The organism is Streptomyces sp. NPDC012827, assembly GCF_042900905.1.
In the GTDB taxonomy this organism is placed as follows: Bacteria; Actinomycetota; Actinomycetes; order Streptomycetales; family Streptomycetaceae; genus Streptomyces; species Streptomyces gulbargensis.
Genome location: NZ_JBIBBY010000012.1, coordinates 272,375 through 288,273, shown reverse-complemented (window position 1 = coordinate 288,273; position 15,899 = coordinate 272,375). Strand labels below are relative to the sequence as shown.

Below are 15,899 nucleotides of genomic sequence, written 5' to 3'. Positions count from 1 at the left end.
CGGGGACAGTCACCGCGGTCAACGGTTGCCCCGCAGCCTGGCGATCCCGTTGAGCGCGGATCTCGCCCGGGCGGCGAGGGCGGGACGGTTGCGGACGAAGCTGTGGGCACGCCGTGCGGGCTCGCGCCCCAGCCAGTGCAGGGCGGCCCGCCCTCCGGGGAGGAAGACGGCGCCCTCACTCACCGTCAGCTCGCCGGTCTTCAGGGCGTCCTTGTACTCGGCGTCGCCGCGCCCCAGGTCGAGCATCCCGATCCCGGCGGCGGCGGCCGCCTCGGCCATCCGGAGGTGCAGGACGAGGCCGGGCGAGAACTTCGCGTACGCGGGATCGTACGAGGGGAACCAGCAGGACAGCACGGTGGCGGACCGGAGCCCGAAGTGCGCGGCGATCGGCCGCCGGCCCACGTACAGCACGGACAGGACGCCGGAGCAGCCGGGCGTGCGCTGCTCGTGGAGGCGCCGGACGAGGGTGCTGATCCACTCCTGGGCGAAGCGGTCACCGCGCCCGGTCCTGCGGTACTGGGCGGACTTCCACTCCATGAGGGTGGGCAGGGCCGCCGGATCGCGCTCGTCGAAGACGAACCTCACGTCACCGTCGGCCCGGCGGGCGAGCCGGCGCTCCTTGGCGAGGGTGGTCCTGAGGAACTTGGGCGACCGGACGCGCAGCAGCGCCTCGTAGGCCGCGTACCCCTCGCCGACGTCGATCACGGGCGAGGCGAAGGACTCTGACGCGGCACCCGCGAAAACGGGCTGGCCGTCCTCCAGGTTGTCGAACTCCCACATCGCGATCCCGCAGGCGCGGAGCACCGCGCGTGCGCCCGGCCGCAGTCCGGGACGGAGAACCGCGCCCTGGCTGTCGGAGACGCCGAAGCCGATGGCCCGGCCCTGCCCCAACGGCCCTTTCTCGAAGGGGAAGAAGCCGACCGGTTCGTCTCCCTCCCACCACACGGCGACCCGGGAACGGGGCCGCACCTCGCCGACGGCGCGGGTGAACTCCGGTTCCATGAAGGGATTCGCGGGCGCACCGGACTTGGCGCGCAGCTCCCGCCACGCCTCGATCTCGCGCTCGCCCAGCTCCCCCGGCCGCACGATCCGCACACGAAAGGCACTCATCCTGCCGACCCCCCGGTCCACCCCTGAGCACTACCAGGACAGGACGGTACCGGCCCGGGCCCCTCCCCGGCAGGCATACTCGCCCTTCGGATCGCGGAGGGGGGCGAGTCGGGAGAGGTGCCGCTCCGCGAGCACCCGAGGCGGAGTACCTCCTTCCCCTTGAACATCGCCAATTCCGCTTGCCGGCAATACTTCTGCCGTCGTCTCAAACACCTTGCGCAGTCACACCGACACTCTTAGCGTTCATGATCGTCGATCGCCGGTCGGCTCGGATGAAGAGATCCGACGCATACCAAGAAGCGCGCCCGCAGTACCCCCGTGCCTGGTGGTACGCCCACCGGACCTGATCCGTCGACGAGGGACGCATGAACCTTCGAAAGTCTCACATCCCGGCCGTCCTCGGCTGTGCGCTCCTGCTGGGCTGCGCCCAGGAACCCGCCGCGCAGGGCCGTACGGAACGGCAGACCGCCGAGGCGTACGTCCAGGCGCTGAACAGCCGTGACGTGGAGGCGCTCGTGAAGCTGGGGCCCCCGGGTTACGAGGAGGTGGAGGCGGACGCCCGCGAGGCCGTGGCCACCGACGGCGGCAAGGGGCTGGAGATCGACAGCGTGAAGGTGTCGCACGAGTTCGGTCCCGACGTGGCGAGCGCCCAGGTGGCCGCCACGGACCGGGCGGGCAAGCCCTTCGCCACCTACGTGCAGATGTCCCGTCACGACGGCGCCTGGGTCGTGGTCCTCGGCCACGCTCCCGGTGCCGGAAAGTCCGGCGGCGGCCCGGCGGCCACGGAGTCGCCGAGCTAGCGTCCGCCGTCCGGTGCGTGTGCCGGGCAGGTCCAGCGAACGCGCGGGCCCGCCCCCGACAGGTTTCGGGGGGCGGGCCCGCTCGCGTTCCCGGGACCCTCGTCGGTCCTGTCAGTGACCGTTTCCGGTGTACTGCCGGACGCCCGCGCGCCAGACGTCCGTCACCAGCGGCACGCCCGGCCGGTACGCGAGGTGGACGTGGGACGGGGCGTCCAGGAGGGACAGGTCCGCGCGGGCGCCGGGCGTCAGGCGGCCCACGTCCGTGCGGCGCAGGGCGGCCGCGCCGCCGGCCGTGGCGGACCAGAGCGCTTCGTCGGGGGTCATGCCCATGTCCCGTACCGCGAGTGCGATGCAGAACGGGACGGAGGACGTGAAGGACGAGCCCGGGTTGCAGTCCGTGGAGAGCGCCACCGTCACGCCCGCGTCCAGGAGGCGGCGGGCGTCGGGCCACGGGGCGCGGGTGGAGAACTCCGCGCCCGGGAGGAGGGTCGCCACCGTCGACGAGTGCGCCAGGGCGTCCACGTCCTCGTCCGTGAGGTGGGTGCAGTGGTCGGCGCTGGCCGCGTCGAGTTCCACGGCGAGCTGGACGCCGGGGCCGTACGAGAGCTGGTTGGCGTGGATGCGGGGGTGGAGGCCCTTCGCCTTGCCGGCGGTGAGGATGGCGCGGGCCTGGTCGCCGTCGAAGGCGCCCTTCTCGCAGAAGACGTCGATCCAGCGGGCGTACGGGGCGCAGGCGTCCAGCATCTCGCCCGTCACGAGGGCCACGTACGCCGCCGGGTCGTCGGCGTGGTCGGGGGAGACGATGTGCGCGCCGAGGTACGTCACCTCGTCGGTGTGCTCGGCGGCGATGCGGAGGGCGCGGGCCTCGTCCTCGACGGTGAGTCCGTAGCCGGACTTCGTCTCGATGGTGGTCGTGCCCTGGCGGAGGGCTTCGCCCAGGTAGCGGGCGACGTTCGCCGACAGGGCCTCGTCGCTCGCCGCCCGCGTCGCGGCCACCGTCGTGCGGATCCCGCCCGCCGCGTACGCCTGGCCGGACATGCGGGCGTTGAACTCGGCGGTGCGGTCGCCGGCGAAGACCAGGTGCGAGTGGGAGTCGACGAAGCCGGGGATCACCGCCCGGCCGCCGGCGTCGACCCGGTTGTCAGTGGCGGGTGCTTTGCTGGATTCACCGACCCAGACGACGCGGTCGCCGTCGATGACGACGGCCGCGTCCTGGATCAGGCCCAGGGGGGTTCCATCACCGAGGGAGGGATCGTTGGTGACGAGGCTGGCGATGTTGACGATGGCGGTGGCGGTCGTGGCCACGGCGCTGTTCGCGCTGCTGGGCGCCGAGCTCGCCGCCGGGTTGTTCGTCGCCGCGGGGCCGGTGTTCATGGTGAGGGGTGTCTCCTTCAGCCGCGCAGGGCGGCGATCGAGTCCGCGAGGGCCTGGGGCACGTCGGGGACGGTCGCGTGCTGCCCGTCCCGGACGACCTGACGGCCGCCCACGACCGTGTGCCGGACGTCCGCGGCCGACGCTGCGAATACCGCCGTCTCGGCTGCCAGACGCGGCGGTGGCCCCGCTGTCCTGACCGAGTCGAGGGCGATCGTCGTGAAGTCGGCGAGCGCCCCGGGCTCCAGGCGTCCGGCCCCGTCCCAGCCGAGGGCGGCGTGGCCGTCGGCGGTGGCGGCGCGGAGGAGGGCGGCGGCGGTCCAGTGGCCGCGGGTGCGCGAGCGCAGGCGCTCGTCCAGCTCCATGGCGCGCGTCTCCTCCAGGAGGTCGATCACGGCGTGGCTGTCGCTGCCGAGCGACAGGGGGGAGCCGGCGCGCTGGAGGGCGACGGCCGGGCCGATGCCGTCGGCGAGGTCGCGTTCGGTGGTCGGGCACATGCAGGTGCCGGTGCCGGTGGAGCCGACGAGGGCGATGTCGGCGTCGGTCATGTGGGTGTTGTGGACGCCGGTCGTGCGCGGGCCGAGGACGCCGTGGTCGGCGAGGAGCCGGGTGGGGGTGCGGCCGTGGGCGGCGAGGCAGGCCTCGTTCTCGGCGGTCTGCTCGGACAGGTGCACATGGAGGGGAGTGCGCCGTTCCTCCGCCCAGCGGGCGACCGTGGCGAGCTGGTCGGCGGGGACGGCCCGTACGGAGTGGACGGCCGCGCCGATGCGGACGCCGTCGCGGTCCTTGAGGGCGGACACCCGCTCGGCCCACCGCTCCGCCGTGCCGTCCGAGAAGCGGAGCTGGTGCGGTTCGGGGGCCTTGCCGAAGCCGGCGGAGAGGTAGGCGGTGTCGAGGAGGGTGATGCGGATGCCGGCCTCGGCGGCGGCGGCGATCAGGGCCTCGCCCATCGCGTTGGGGTCGGCGTAGGGGGTGCCGCCCGGCGCGTGGTGGAGGTAGTGGAACTCGCCGACGGAGGTGATGCCGGCGAGCGCCATCTCGGCGTAGACGGCGCGGGCGAGGGCGAAGTAGGAGTCGGGGGTGAGGCGCTGGGCGACGGCGTACATGACCTCGCGCCAGGTCCAGAACGTGCCGGAGCCGACCTGGACGGTGCCGCGCAGGGCGCGGTGGAAGGCGTGGCTGTGGGCGTTGGCGAGGCCGGGGAGGGTGAAGCCGCGCAGCACGACCGCGCCGGGGGGCGGGGTCTCGGTGCCGGTGCGGACGGCACCGACGCGGCCGTCCGCGGTGACGTCCAGGGCCACGCCCGGCTCGGTGTGGGTGCCGAGCCAGGCGTGCTCCAGCCAGTACGTGGTCGTCAGCGGCACGCCAGGTCCTCCAGTACGTCGGCGAGGGCGCGGACCCCGGCCACGCAGTCGTCCTCGGCGGCGAACTCGGCCGGTGAGTGCGAGACGCCGGTGGGGTTCCGTACGAACAGCATGGCGGTGGGGATCGATGCGGACAGAATCCCCGCGTCGTGGCCGGCGCCGGTGCCGAGGACGGGCGTCTTCTCGCCGAGCACGCGGGACAGTTCGTCGCGAAGGGCGTGCGAGAAGTCCACGACGGGGGTGAAGGACTCCCGGACGACGGCGAGGTCGATGCCGTGCCGGTCCGCGTAGGCGCGGGCGGCGGTCTCGATGCCGGCGGTGACGGCGTCCAGGGAGGCCTGGTCGGCGGCGCGGGCGTCGAGCCAGCCACGGACGAGGGAGGGGATGGCGTTGACGCCGTTGGGTTCGACGGCGATCTTGCCGAAGGTGGCCACGGCTCCGGCGAGTTCGGCCTCGCGGCGGGCGGCGAGGACGGTCTCGGCGTAGGTGAGCATGGGGTCGCGCCGGTCGACGAGCCGGGTGGTGCCCGCGTGGTTGGCCTCGCCGGCGAAGTCGTACCGCCACCGGCCGTGCGGCCAGATGGCGGAGGCGATGCCGACGGCGTCGCCGGACAGGTCGAGGGCGCGGCCCTGCTCGACGTGGAGCTCGACGAAGGCGCCGATGCGGCCGAGCCGTTCCGGGTCGGGGCCGATCGCCTCGGGGTCGTGTCCGGCGGCCTCCATGGCCTGCGGGAGGCTGATGCCGTCGGCGTCGCGCAGCTCGTACGCCTGTTCCTTCGTCAGGTGGCCGGCGGTGAGGCGGGAGCCGACGCAGGCGAGGCCGAAGCGGGCGCCCTCCTCGTCGCCGAAGTTGACGATGGCCAGGGGCCGCCGGAAGGAGACGCCGCGGAAGCGGAGTTCGTCGAGGGCGGCGAAGGAGGAGACGACGCCGAGGGGGCCGTCGAAGGCGCCGCCGTCGGGGACGGAGTCCAGGTGGGAGCCGGTGACGACGGCGTCGCCGGCGGCGGGGTCGCCGAGCCAGGCCCACTGGTTGCCGTTCCGGTCGACCTCGTAGTTCAGGCGGCGGGCCTCGGCCTGCATCCGGAACCAGAGGCGGCAGTCGGCGTCGGCCTCGGTCCAGGCGTAGCGGCGGTAGCCGCCCGAGGCGGCGCTGCGGCCGAGGGGCCGCAGCGACCGCCACATGGCGTGGAAGCTCTCGCTCACGCCGTGCCTTCCGCGGTGCCGGTGGCGGAGTCGCCCTCGCGCATGGGGACGCGGACGCCCCTCTCGTCCGCGACCCGCTCCGCGATGTCGTACCCGGCGTCGACGTGCCGGATGACGCCCATGCCGGGGTCGTTGGTGAGGACGCGGCGGATCTTCTCGCCCGCCAGGGGGGTGCCGTCGGCGACGGTGACCTGGCCGGCGTGGATGGAGCGGCCCATGCCGACGCCGCCGCCGTGGTGGAGGGAGACCCAGGAGGCACCGGAGGCGACGTTGACCATGGCGTTGAGCAGCGGCCAGTCGGCGATGGCGTCGGAGCCGTCGAGCATGGCCTCGGTCTCGCGGTACGGGGAGGCGACGGAGCCGCAGTCGAGGTGGTCGCGGCCGATGGCGAGGGGGGCGGCCAGTTCGCCGCTCGCGACCATGTCGTTGAAGCGCTCGCCGGCGCGGTCGCGCTCGCCGTGGCCGAGCCAGCAGATGCGGGCGGGCAGGCCCTGGAAGTGGACGCGCTCGCCGGCCATCTTGATCCAGCGGTGGAGGGACTCGTTCTCCGGGAAGAGGTCGAGGATCGCCTTGTCCGTCCTGGCGATGTCGGAGGCCTCGCCGGACAGGGCGGCCCACCGGAAGGGGCCCTTGCCCTCGCAGAACAGCGGGCGGATGTAGGCGGGGACGAAGCCGGGGAAGGCGAAGGCCCGGTCGTAGCCGGCGAGCTGGGCCTCACCGCGGATGGAGTTGCCGTAGTCGAAGACCTCGGCGCCGGCGTCCATGAAGCCGACCATGGCCTCGACGTGCCGGGCCATGGACTCGCGGGCACGGCTGGTGAAGCCGGCCGGGTCCTTGGCGGCGGCGTCGGCCATGTCCTCGAAGGCGATGCCGACGGGCAGGTAGGAGAGCGGGTCGTGGGCGGAGGTCTGGTCCGTCACGATGTCGACGGGGGCGCCCTCGGCGAGCATCTGCGGGAGCAGCTCGGCGGCGTTGCCGAGGAGGCCGATGGAGAGCGGGCGGCGGGCGTCGCGGGCCTCGGTGGCGAGCTGGAGGGCGTGGGCGAGGTTGTCGGCCTTCACGTCCAGGTAGCGGTGCTCGATGCGGCGCTCGATGGCGCGCGGGTCGCAGTCGACGCAGATCGCGACGCCGTCGTTCATGGTGACGGCGAGCGGCTGGGCGCCGCCCATGCCGCCGAGACCGGCGGTGAGGGTGATGGTTCCGGCGAGGGTGCCGCCGAACTTCTTCGCGGCGACGGCGGCGAAGGTCTCGTACGTGCCCTGGAGGATGCCCTGGGTGCCGATGTAGATCCAGGAGCCGGCGGTCATCTGGCCGTACATGGTGAGGCCGAGCTGCTCCAGGCGCCGGAACTCCTCCCAGTTGGCCCAGTCGCCGACGAGGTTGGAGTTGGCGATGAGGACGCGCGGGGCCCACTCGTGGGTCTGCATGACGCCGACCGGGCGGCCGGACTGGACGAGCATGGTCTCGTCCTGCTTCAGCGTGCGCAGGGTGCGGACCATGGCGTCGAAGGAGCGCCAGTCGCGGGCGGCCTTGCCGGTGCCGCCGTAGACGACGAGCTTGTCGGGGTGCTCGGCGACCTCGGGGTCGAGGTTGTTCTGGAGCATGCGGAGGGCGGCTTCCTGCTGCCATCCCAGGGCACTCAGTTCCGTACCGCGCGGGGCCCGTACGGGGCGGGGTCCTGACATGGCGATGCCTCCTCGAATGTCGACCAGATATTCACATCCTGACGTGATGAATAGATGTAGTCAACAGGGCCCGCCCCACTGTCCCCCTGACACCGCTCCGGAAGACCGGCCAGGATGGTCGCCATGGCCTCCCTCCGCCGCGATCACGCCGTACGGGCCGCCGTCGCCCACGGACTCCTCACCCCCGACCGCCCGGTCGTCGCCCTCCTCGACACCGCCGGCATCCGCGCCTCCGCCGCCGCCCTGACCAGCGCCTTCGCCGCCGTCACCGACGCGCCCGTCCTGCACGCCTTCGCCGTGAAGGCCGCCCCGCTCGTCGCCGTGCTGCGGCTGCTCCACACGGCCGGGCTCGGCGCCGAGGTCGCCAGCCCCGGTGAGCTCGCCCTCGCCCGCGCCGCCGGCGTCCCGCCCACCCGCACCGTGCTCGACTCCCCCGCGAAGACCCCCGCCGAGCTGCGCGAAGCCCTCGCGCTCGGCATCGCCGTCAACGCCGACAACCTCCAGGAGCTGGCCCGCCTCGACGCGCTCGTCACCTCCGCGCCCACCACCTCACCCCTCGGCCTGCGGGTGAACCCGCAGGTCGGAGCCGGTACCATCGAAGCGCTCTCGACCGCCACCGCCACCTCCAAGTTCGGTGTGGCCCTGCGTGACGAAGGCGCCCGCGAGGCCGTCGTCCGGGCCTTCCTCGACCGCCCCTGGCTCACCCGCCTGCACACCCACACCGGCTCCCAGGGCGTCCCGCTCGCCCTCATGGCCGAGGCCGTCCGCGAGGTCCACGCCCTCGCCGAGGAGATCAACGAGCGGGCCGGCCGGCAGCGGATCGACACCCTCGACATCGGCGGCGGCCTGCCGGTCGACTTCACCTCCGACGAGGAGAACCCGACCTACGCCGCCTACGCCCGGCTCCTCGCGGACACCGTCCCCGGCCTCTTCGACGGGCGGTACGGCCTGGTCACCGAGTTCGGCCGCTCCCTGCTCGCCAAGCACGGCACGATCCTCGCCCGCGTGGAGTACACCAAGACCTCCGGCGGGCGGCCCATCGCCGTCACCCACGCGGGCGTCCAGCTCGCCACCCGCACGGTCTACGCCCCCGCCTCCTGGCCGCTGCGCGTCCTCGCCTACGACGCCGAGGGCCGCCCCCGCGACGGCGCGGCCGTCGTCCAGGACGTCGCCGGGCCCGCCTGCTTCGCCGGCGACCTGCTCGCCACCGGCCGGGCGCTCCCGCTGCTGCGGCCGGGCGACATCGTGGCCGTCCCGGACACCGGCGCGTACTACTTCGCCCACCACTACGCCTACAACAGCCTGCCGCGGCCCGGCATCCACGGCTTCACCGCCGACGGCGACGGGACGGTGACGTTCACGACCGTCCGCGCACCGCAGACCCTGGCCGAGATCGTCGCCGAGTCGGGCGGGGCCCACGCCGACGCGCTCGTGCGATGGCGCGGCCCCGGCGGCCCGGCTTCCATGGACCCATGACCGCAGCGGACAAGGACACCACCACCGTCGTCGTGGAACGCCGGGTCGCCGCCTCGCCGGGGCGGGTCTGGGAGGCGATCACCGACCTCCCGGACCTGCCCCGGATGCTCTCCGCCGTCACCCGCGTCGAGGTCCTCACCGACGGCGTCTTCGGCGAGGGCACCCGGTGGCGCGAGACCCGGCGAATGCTGGGCAGGGAGGCGACGGAGGAGATGACCGTGACGGCGTGCGAACCGCCCGACCGGTACGTGACGCTCGCGGAGTCCCACGGCATGCGGTACGTCTCCGAGATCACCCTCCACCCGGCCGCCGGGACCGGCCCCGCGGCGGGTGCGGGCTCCGGGCCTCCGGCGACCGTGCTGCGGATGACCTTCTCCGCCCGCCGCGCCGACGGCCGCGCCCCGGGCCCGCTGTCCCGGCTGTTCACCCGCCTGGGGACCCGGGCGGTGGCCAGGGCCCTGGCGAAGGACCTGTCGGACATCGCGGCGACGGTGGAGTCCCGGGTCTGAGGGAGGGGCGGACGGCCGCCGGAGGGGCGGGCGGGACCGAGGCGCAGACGCCCGGGGAGCCGGCCGTACGGGCCGTGGGGGCCGTGCGCCCCACCGCCGGGTGCCCGTGCCGAGCCCCTACCTGACGGACTCACGGCGGCCTCCGAGGGGCGGACATCCGGGCGGGGCCGTGCCCGTGAGGCCCGCGTTTCCCCGACCCGGCCGCCCGCGCCCGCGCGCGAACGCCCCCGCACCGGCCGCAACGCGCCACCCCGGGCGACGCTTTCACGCCAACCTTTCCCACCCCACCGGGCATGTTCCGATGGAAAATGCCGGAACGGCTCCCGCGCCCCGGAACGTTCAGTAACGTCACCGTCACTGCCGTACGTTCGCGCGCCGCATCGGGAGGGGAATCCGCGTGCCCGGAATCGACGAGTGCCTTCAGGAGGCCATGTCCCTGCCGGGCGCCCGCGGCGCCGCCCTCGTCGACTGGACCAGCGGGCTCGCGCTCGGGACGGCCGGGGCCGCACCGGCCGGCGACCACGAGACCTCGGCCGCCGAGACGGCGGAACTGGCCCGGGCCGCGGCCGAGTTCGACACCTTCACGGCGCCGGACACCACCGGGCCGGCCCCCGCCGGCCCGCCGGGGACACCCGGGACGCCGGACGGCCCGCCCGTCGAGGACCTGATCGTCACCACCCGGGCCGGCTACCACGTGCTCCGCTTCGTCGAGACCTCCTTCGACAGCAGCGTCCTCCTCCACCTCTGGCTCGACCGCGACACCGGAAACCTCGCCCTCGCCCGCCTCCGTCTCCGCGATCTCGCCGAGAGACTGGTCCTGGGGTGACGCCCGCCGTGACGGCCCCACCACCCCCCGCCGCCCCCGGGACGTCCTCCGAGACGGTCCCCGGGCCCGCGGCGCCCCCGCCGCCGGTCTCCCCCATGCTCGTCCGGCTCGCCGCCGAGGGCGCCACGGGCGCCCTCCTGCGTGACCACGGCACGCTCTACCTGGTCGACGGCGACGTCGTCCACGCCGAGAGCCCCGCCGCCCCCGGCATCGACGTCCTCCTCACCGCCGGCGGCCGCCTCCCGCGCGCGAGCTGGGACGAGGCCGTCGACCGGGCCGGCGCCCACCGCGCGGTGGGCCGCTTCCTCATGGACAGCGGCCGGCTGCCCCGCGGCGAACTGGAGATATGCCACCTCTGCGCCGTCTTCGACGCCGCCTTCTTCGCCCTCTCCCCCACGAGCGGGCCGACCCGCTTCCGGTACGGGGTCGGCCACTGGTTCGGCACCGTCCGGCCGGTCCCGGCGGCGGCCGTCGAGCACGAGACCGCCCGCCGCCGCGAACTCCTCGCGACCGCCTGGCCGTACGCCTCCGTCGACACCGCCCCGGTCGTCCCCCGGCCCGCTCCGGAGGGCCGGGCGGTCGGCGCCCGCAAGCGCGCGCTGCTCGACGCCGCCGACGGCCGCCGCACCCCCGCCGAGCTCGCCCGGCTGCTCGGCCGCCCCGCCTTCCACACCCTGCTCGACGTACGGCGCCTGGCCGCGGCCGGATTCGTCGAGACACCTCCCGCGGCCACCACCCCCCACTCCCCGCCCCCGGCCTCCCCGGCACCCCTGCCGCCGGTGGCCGATCCCGACATCGCTCTGCTGCGCCGGCTCCGTGACGCCCTGGAGGCACACCAGTGATGAGGCGTGCCCTGCGCCTGCGCGCCGAGAGGAGACAGCTCATGACGGCAGAAGCCGAGGTCCTCGTGGAACTCAGACGGCTGCGGGCCCGGCTGCCCCAGCTCACCGGGGCGCTGGCGGCCAGCGCGGACGGCCTCGTCCTCGCCTCCGACACGGTGGACGGCGAGGCGGAGAGCGTGGCCGCGCTGACGGCGGCGGCCCTCGGCGTCGGCCGCCGGCTGACCGACTCCACGGGCCAGGGCGCCTTCCGCGAACTGCTCGTCCGCGGCGACCACGGCTACGTGGCGACGTACGCGGCGGGCGGCTCGGCGGTCCTCACCCTCCTCGCGGAGCCCCGCGTCAACGTGGGGCGGCTCCACCTGGAGGCCCGCCGGTCGAGCGCCCGCATAGGAGAACTCGTCGACGGCGCCCTGGAGCGCGGCGCCCCGGACCGACCCGGCGCCCCACCCCGTATCCCGTAACCGATCCCGACCCCGTCCCCTCACATCAGGAACAGGAAGTACGACACCATGGCGAACCCCGAGACCTCCCTCAAGGAAGCGGCCTCCATCGAAGGCGCGATAGGCGCCGCCCTCGTCGACTACACGAGCGGCATGGCGCTCGGCACCATCGGCGGCAGCGAAGAACTCGACCTCAACGTGGCCGCGGCCGGCAACACCGACGTCGTGCGCGCCAAGGTGCGGGCCATGGAGATGCTGGGGCTCAGCGACGAGATCGAGGACATCCTGATCACCCTCGGCGGCCAGTACCACCTGATCCGCCTCCTCAAGGGACGCGGCACGAACGGTCTCTTCCTCTACCTGGCGCTGGACAAGAACCGCTCCAACCTGGCGATGGCCCGGCACCGGCTGAAGAAGATCGAGGAGGAGCTGGAGATCTGACCGCGGGCGCGGGCCGGCGCCCGCCGCGCCTCACTCCACGAAGAGGCCCCGGGCCGCCGCCTTCGCGTCGAACTCCTCCAGCCGGGCCTGCGCGTCCGGCAGTTCGTCGGCCATCGCCTCCAGGAGGACCCGGCCGAGCATCATCGGCGCGCAGGCGGTGTCGAAGGCGAGCGCGGTGCCGACGGCGGCCGGGATGAGCAGGTCGCTGTGGGCGGCGACGGGCGCGAACGCCGACTCGGCGACCGTCACGACCGTGAGCCCGGCCGCCCGCGCGTACTCCAGGGCCTCCACGACCTCGCGCGGGTGCCGGGGCAGCGCGAAGCAGAGCAGGGCCGTGGCCCCGGCCCGTACGGCGGCGTCGACGCGGTCCGTGAGCATGGTGCCGCCCTCGTCGAGCAGCCGCACGTCCGGGTGGACCTTGGCGGCGAAGTAGGCGAAGCCACGGGCCTGGGAGGAGGCGGCCCGCAGCCCCAGCACGAGCAGCGGACGCGAGCGGGCGAGCAGCCGGCCGGCCCGTTCGACGGGCGCGGGGTCGGCGAGGAGGCCCGCGAGGTGCCGCAGGTTCTCGATCTCGGCGAGTACGGCCTGCTGGTACGCGTTGTGCCCGGCGGGCTCCTCCTCCCCGCCCCCGGCGGCCTCGGGAGGGGCGACCTCCCGCAGGTGCCGGCGCAGCGCCGGGTAGCCGTCGAAGCCCAGCGCGACGGCGAAGCGCGTCACCGAGGGCTGGCTGACCCCCGCGAGGTCCGCGAGCTCCACACTGGACAGGAACGGCACGTCCGCGGCCCGCCGCACCATGCAGTGCGCGATCCGCCGCTGCGTCGGCGTCAGCCGGTGCCCCTCGAAAAGCGCCTGCAGCCGTCCGGCCGGGCTGTCGCTCATGCCGTCCCCCTTCCGCGTATTCATCCACCCTCGAACCTGCATAAGGATATGCAGACGGGGGCCGCGGGACGGCGGGAGGAGTGACGCGGGGACCGCCGCACCCCCGTCACCGGGGGTCGGGACGACGGCGGTCCCCACGGGGACACGGGCCCGGGTCAGGGCCGGTCTCCGCGTCCGAGGCGTCGTGAGGAGGTCCGGGAGCCGCTCCGGAGGTCCGTGACGCCGACACCCCTCACTGTGCCGGATCGGTGTTAAGCGGGTGCTGCGCGGACGTGTCGCGCCGGTACCGATCACACGAAGTCCGGCCGGTCCCCACCGGGGCCGCGGGCGGGCGGGCCGGCGCCCGCCCGCGGCGCGCGGGTCACTTCGAGTCGTCGCCCGCCAGGAAGGCCAGCAGGTCCTGGCGGCTGACGACACCGGTCGGCTTGCCCTGGACGAGGACGATCGCCGCGTCCGAGCTGCCGAGGACGGACATGAGGGCGGCCACCGGCTCACCGGAGCCGACCTGCGGCAGCGGCGCGCTCATGTGCTGCTCCAGCGGGTCGTCCAGGGAGGCCTTCTTGGTGAAGAGGTGGTCGAGGAGTTCCCGCTCGACCACCGAGCCGACGACCTCGGCGGCCATGACGTCGGGGTGCCCGGCGCCCGGCTTCACGATGGGCATCTGGGAGACGCCGTACTCGCGGAGCACCTCGATGGCCTGCCCGACGGTCTCGTCCGGGTGCATGTGGACGAGGGTCGGGATGGCGCCGCCCTCCTTGGAGCTGAGCACGTCGGCGACGGTCGCCGCCGGGCCCTCCTCCTCCAGGAAGCCGTACGAGGCCAGCCACTCGTCGTTGAAGATCTTCGACAGGTACCCGCGCCCCGAGTCCGGCAGCAGGACCACCACCACGTCGTCCGGGCCCGCCTCCTTCGCGACCTCCAGGGCGGCGACGACCGCCATGCCGCAGGAGCCGCCGACGAGGAGGCCCTCCTCCTTGGCGAGGCGGCGGGTCATCTGGAAGGAGTCCTTGTCGGAGACCGGGACGATGCGGTCGGTGACGTTCTGGTCGTAGGCGGTGGGCCAGAAGTCCTCGCCGACGCCCTCGACCAGGTACGGGCGGCCGGAGCCGCCGGAGTAGACGGAGCCCTCGGGGTCGGCGCCGATGATCGTGACCTTGCCGTCGCTGACCTCCTTCAGGTACCTGCCGGTGCCGGAGATGGTGCCGCCGGTGCCGACGCCCGCCACGAAGTGGGTGATGCGCCCGTCCGTCTGCTCCCACAGCTCGGGACCGGTGGTCTCGTAGTGGGAGCGCGGGTTGTTCGGGTTGGAGTACTGGTCCGGCTTCCAGGCGCCGGGGGTCTCACGGACGAGGCGGTCCGAGACGTTGTAGTACGAGTCGGGGTGCTCGGGGTCGACGGCGGTGGGGCAGACGACGACCTCGGCGCCGTAGGCCCGCAGCACGTTGATCTTGTCGGTGGACACCTTGTCGGGGCAGACGAAGATGCACTTGTAGCCCTTCTGCTGGGCCACGATCGCGAGGCCCACGCCGGTGTTGCCGGACGTGGGCTCGACGATGGTGCCGCCGGGCTTGAGCTCGCCGCTGCGCTCGGCCGCCTCGATCATGCGGAGGGCGATCCGGTCCTTGACCGAGCCTCCGGGGTTGAAGTACTCGACCTTGGCCAGGACGGTCGCCTGAATGCCCGCTGTGACGTTGTTGAGCTTCACCAGCGGGGTGTTGCCGACGAGGCTGATCATCGAGTCGTGGAATTGCACCGTGTTCTCCGGGGTCTCCGTAATGGTGTGGCCAGCGTATGCGTAGTCGGAGCGCCTTACGGGGCAGTTAGTCCCTGAACGGCTTGAAGGAGGTGACGGCCTCGTGTCGAGGGCGCGGGTGGCACGGCGGATCGCGGCGGGCGCGGCGTACGGCGGCGGGAGCATCGGGCTGCTCGGCGTGGCGGCGGTCGGGGTCCTGCTGGCGGAGGTGCAGCTGGCGAAGCGGTCGGTGGGGGGCGGAGCGGCACCACTGCCACCCGGGGCGGACGGCCTGTACGGGAGGGCCTTCGGCACGGAGGACCCGCTGCGGCTCGCCCTTCTGGGTGATTCGACGGCGGCGGGTCAGGGCGTACGCCGCTCGGGGCAGACCCCGGGCGCCCTGCTGGCCTCGGGGCTGGCGGCGGTGGCGGAGCGGCCGGTGGTGCTGCGGAACGTGGCGTTGTCGGGCGCCCGGTCGGACGATCTGGAGCGGCAGGTGTCGCTGCTGCTGGCGCAGCCGCTCGGTCCGCCGGACGTGTGCGTGATCATGATCGGCGCGAACGATGTGACGCACCGCATGCCGCCGACCGAGTCGGTACGGCTGCTGGCGGCGGCGGTGCGGCGGCTGCGGACGGCCGGGGCGGAGGTGGTCGTCGGCACCTGCCCGGATCTGGGCACGATCGAGCCGGTGTACCAGCCGCTGCGCTGGCTGGCGCGCCGGGTCTCGCGGCAGCTGGCGGCCGCGCAGACGATCGTGGTGGTGGAGCAGGGCGGCCGGACGGTGTCGCTGGGTGATCTGCTCGGGCCGGAGTTCGCGGCCAATCCGCGCGAGATGTTCGGGGTGGACAACTTCCATCCCTCGGCCGAGGGGTACGCCACCGCGGCGATGGCGGTGCTGCCCACGCTCTGCGCGGCGCTCGGCCTGTGGCCGGAGACGGACCGGCTGGAGCCGGCCCGCCGGGAGGACATGCTGCCGGTGGCGGAGGCGGCGGCCGAGGCGGTACGGGAGGCCGGTACGGAGGTGACCGGGGCGCGCGGGCCCTGGGCGCTGCTGAAGCACCGGCGCCGGCGGCGGTTGCCGGTCCCGTCCGAGCCGGCGGCGGCCACGGAGGCCCCCACCAACCGTCCGTGACTGAGCGAGCGCTTAGAAAAGAGGTCCGCGTCACATGCCCCGCCCGATGACCCCGCGCGGTACGTACGGGTAACTTCCCTTTCGGTCCGC

The 15,899-nt window shown here is 74.1% G+C and carries 15 protein-coding genes; 8 read left to right on the top strand and 7 right to left on the bottom strand.

Annotated features, from left to right (window positions below):
* Positions 1-18 precede the first annotated feature (18 nt).
* The gene (locus ACFY60_RS26050; RefSeq protein WP_388615744.1) at positions 19-1,110 is read right to left on the bottom strand and encodes a GNAT family N-acetyltransferase; all 1,092 of its coding nucleotides are present in this window, start codon (positions 1,108-1,110) and stop codon (positions 19-21) included.
* 365 nt (positions 1,111-1,475) lie between these two features.
* Between ACFY60_RS26050 and ACFY60_RS26045 the strand changes: the two genes are divergently transcribed.
* A complete protein-coding gene (locus ACFY60_RS26045; RefSeq protein WP_388615747.1) occupies positions 1,476-1,910 on the top strand; it encodes a hypothetical protein in 435 nt (144 codons plus the stop codon).
* 111 nt (positions 1,911-2,021) lie between these two features.
* Here the strand turns inward: ACFY60_RS26045 and hutI are convergent, their stop codons facing one another.
* From hutI to hutU, 4 genes are read right to left on the bottom strand one after another with little or no spacing between them, the layout of a single operon-like run.
* The gene (hutI, locus tag ACFY60_RS26040; protein WP_388615750.1) at positions 2,022-3,284 is read right to left on the bottom strand and encodes an imidazolonepropionase; all 1,263 of its coding nucleotides are present in this window, start codon (positions 3,282-3,284) and stop codon (positions 2,022-2,024) included.
* Between the two features lie 17 nt (positions 3,285-3,301).
* Positions 3,302-4,645 carry a formimidoylglutamate deiminase gene (locus ACFY60_RS26035; protein ID WP_388615753.1) on the bottom strand — a complete coding sequence of 448 codons (1,344 nt, stop codon included), beginning with the start codon at positions 4,643-4,645 and terminating at the stop codon, positions 3,302-3,304.
* Positions 4,636-5,826, bottom strand: coding sequence for an allantoate amidohydrolase (locus tag ACFY60_RS26030; RefSeq protein WP_388616097.1), 1,191 nt, complete (start codon positions 5,824-5,826; stop codon positions 4,636-4,638). Before ACFY60_RS26030 ends, ACFY60_RS26035 begins: the two co-directional genes overlap by 10 nt.
* A 17-nt stretch (positions 5,827-5,843) precedes the next feature.
* Positions 5,844-7,532: a urocanate hydratase gene (gene hutU / locus ACFY60_RS26025; RefSeq protein WP_388615756.1), complete on the bottom strand. Its 1,689-nt coding sequence runs from the start codon at positions 7,530-7,532 to the stop codon at positions 5,844-5,846.
* Positions 7,533-7,646: 114 nt separating this feature from the next.
* On the opposite strand from hutU, the gene ACFY60_RS26020 reads away from it, so the two are divergent.
* The 6 genes from ACFY60_RS26020 to ACFY60_RS25995 all read left to right on the top strand — a co-directional run bounded on the left by ACFY60_RS26020 (position 7,647) and on the right by ACFY60_RS25995 (position 12,066).
* Positions 7,647-9,008, top strand: a complete 1,362-nt coding sequence (locus tag ACFY60_RS26020; protein ID WP_388615758.1) for a diaminopimelate decarboxylase — start codon at positions 7,647-7,649, stop codon at positions 9,006-9,008.
* Positions 9,005-9,517, top strand: coding sequence for an SRPBCC family protein (locus ACFY60_RS26015; protein ID WP_388615761.1), 513 nt, complete (start codon positions 9,005-9,007; stop codon positions 9,515-9,517). The genes ACFY60_RS26020 and ACFY60_RS26015 overlap by 4 nt, the downstream gene beginning before the upstream one ends.
* 397 nt (positions 9,518-9,914) lie before the next feature.
* A complete protein-coding gene (locus ACFY60_RS26010) occupies positions 9,915-10,343 on the top strand; it encodes a hypothetical protein (RefSeq protein WP_388615764.1) in 429 nt (142 codons plus the stop codon).
* A 95-nt stretch (positions 10,344-10,438) separates the two neighbouring features.
* Positions 10,439-11,185 carry a transcriptional regulator gene (locus ACFY60_RS26005; protein WP_388616099.1) on the top strand — a complete coding sequence of 249 codons (747 nt, stop codon included), beginning with the start codon at positions 10,439-10,441 and terminating at the stop codon, positions 11,183-11,185.
* Positions 11,185-11,646, top strand: a complete 462-nt coding sequence (locus ACFY60_RS26000) for a roadblock/LC7 domain-containing protein (RefSeq protein WP_388615766.1) — start codon at positions 11,185-11,187, stop codon at positions 11,644-11,646. Before ACFY60_RS26005 ends, ACFY60_RS26000 begins: the two co-directional genes overlap by 1 nt.
* A 48-nt stretch (positions 11,647-11,694) precedes the next feature.
* Positions 11,695-12,066, top strand: coding sequence for a hypothetical protein (locus ACFY60_RS25995; protein WP_388615768.1), 372 nt, complete (start codon positions 11,695-11,697; stop codon positions 12,064-12,066).
* Positions 12,067-12,096: 30 nt separating this feature from the next.
* Here ACFY60_RS25995 and ACFY60_RS25990 read toward each other — a convergent pair whose 3' ends face one another.
* Positions 12,097-12,945: a MurR/RpiR family transcriptional regulator gene (locus ACFY60_RS25990; protein ID WP_388615771.1), complete on the bottom strand. Its 849-nt coding sequence runs from the start codon at positions 12,943-12,945 to the stop codon at positions 12,097-12,099.
* A 361-nt stretch (positions 12,946-13,306) separates the two neighbouring features.
* Positions 13,307-14,698, bottom strand: coding sequence for a cystathionine beta-synthase (locus ACFY60_RS25985; protein WP_388615774.1), 1,392 nt, complete (start codon positions 14,696-14,698; stop codon positions 13,307-13,309).
* A 118-nt stretch (positions 14,699-14,816) separates the two neighbouring features.
* Between ACFY60_RS25985 and ACFY60_RS25980 the strand changes: the two genes are divergently transcribed.
* Complete coding sequence (locus ACFY60_RS25980) at positions 14,817-15,809, top strand: SGNH/GDSL hydrolase family protein (protein ID WP_388616102.1); 993 nt, start codon at positions 14,817-14,819, stop codon at positions 15,807-15,809.
* The last annotated feature ends 90 nt before the right edge of the window (positions 15,810-15,899 follow it).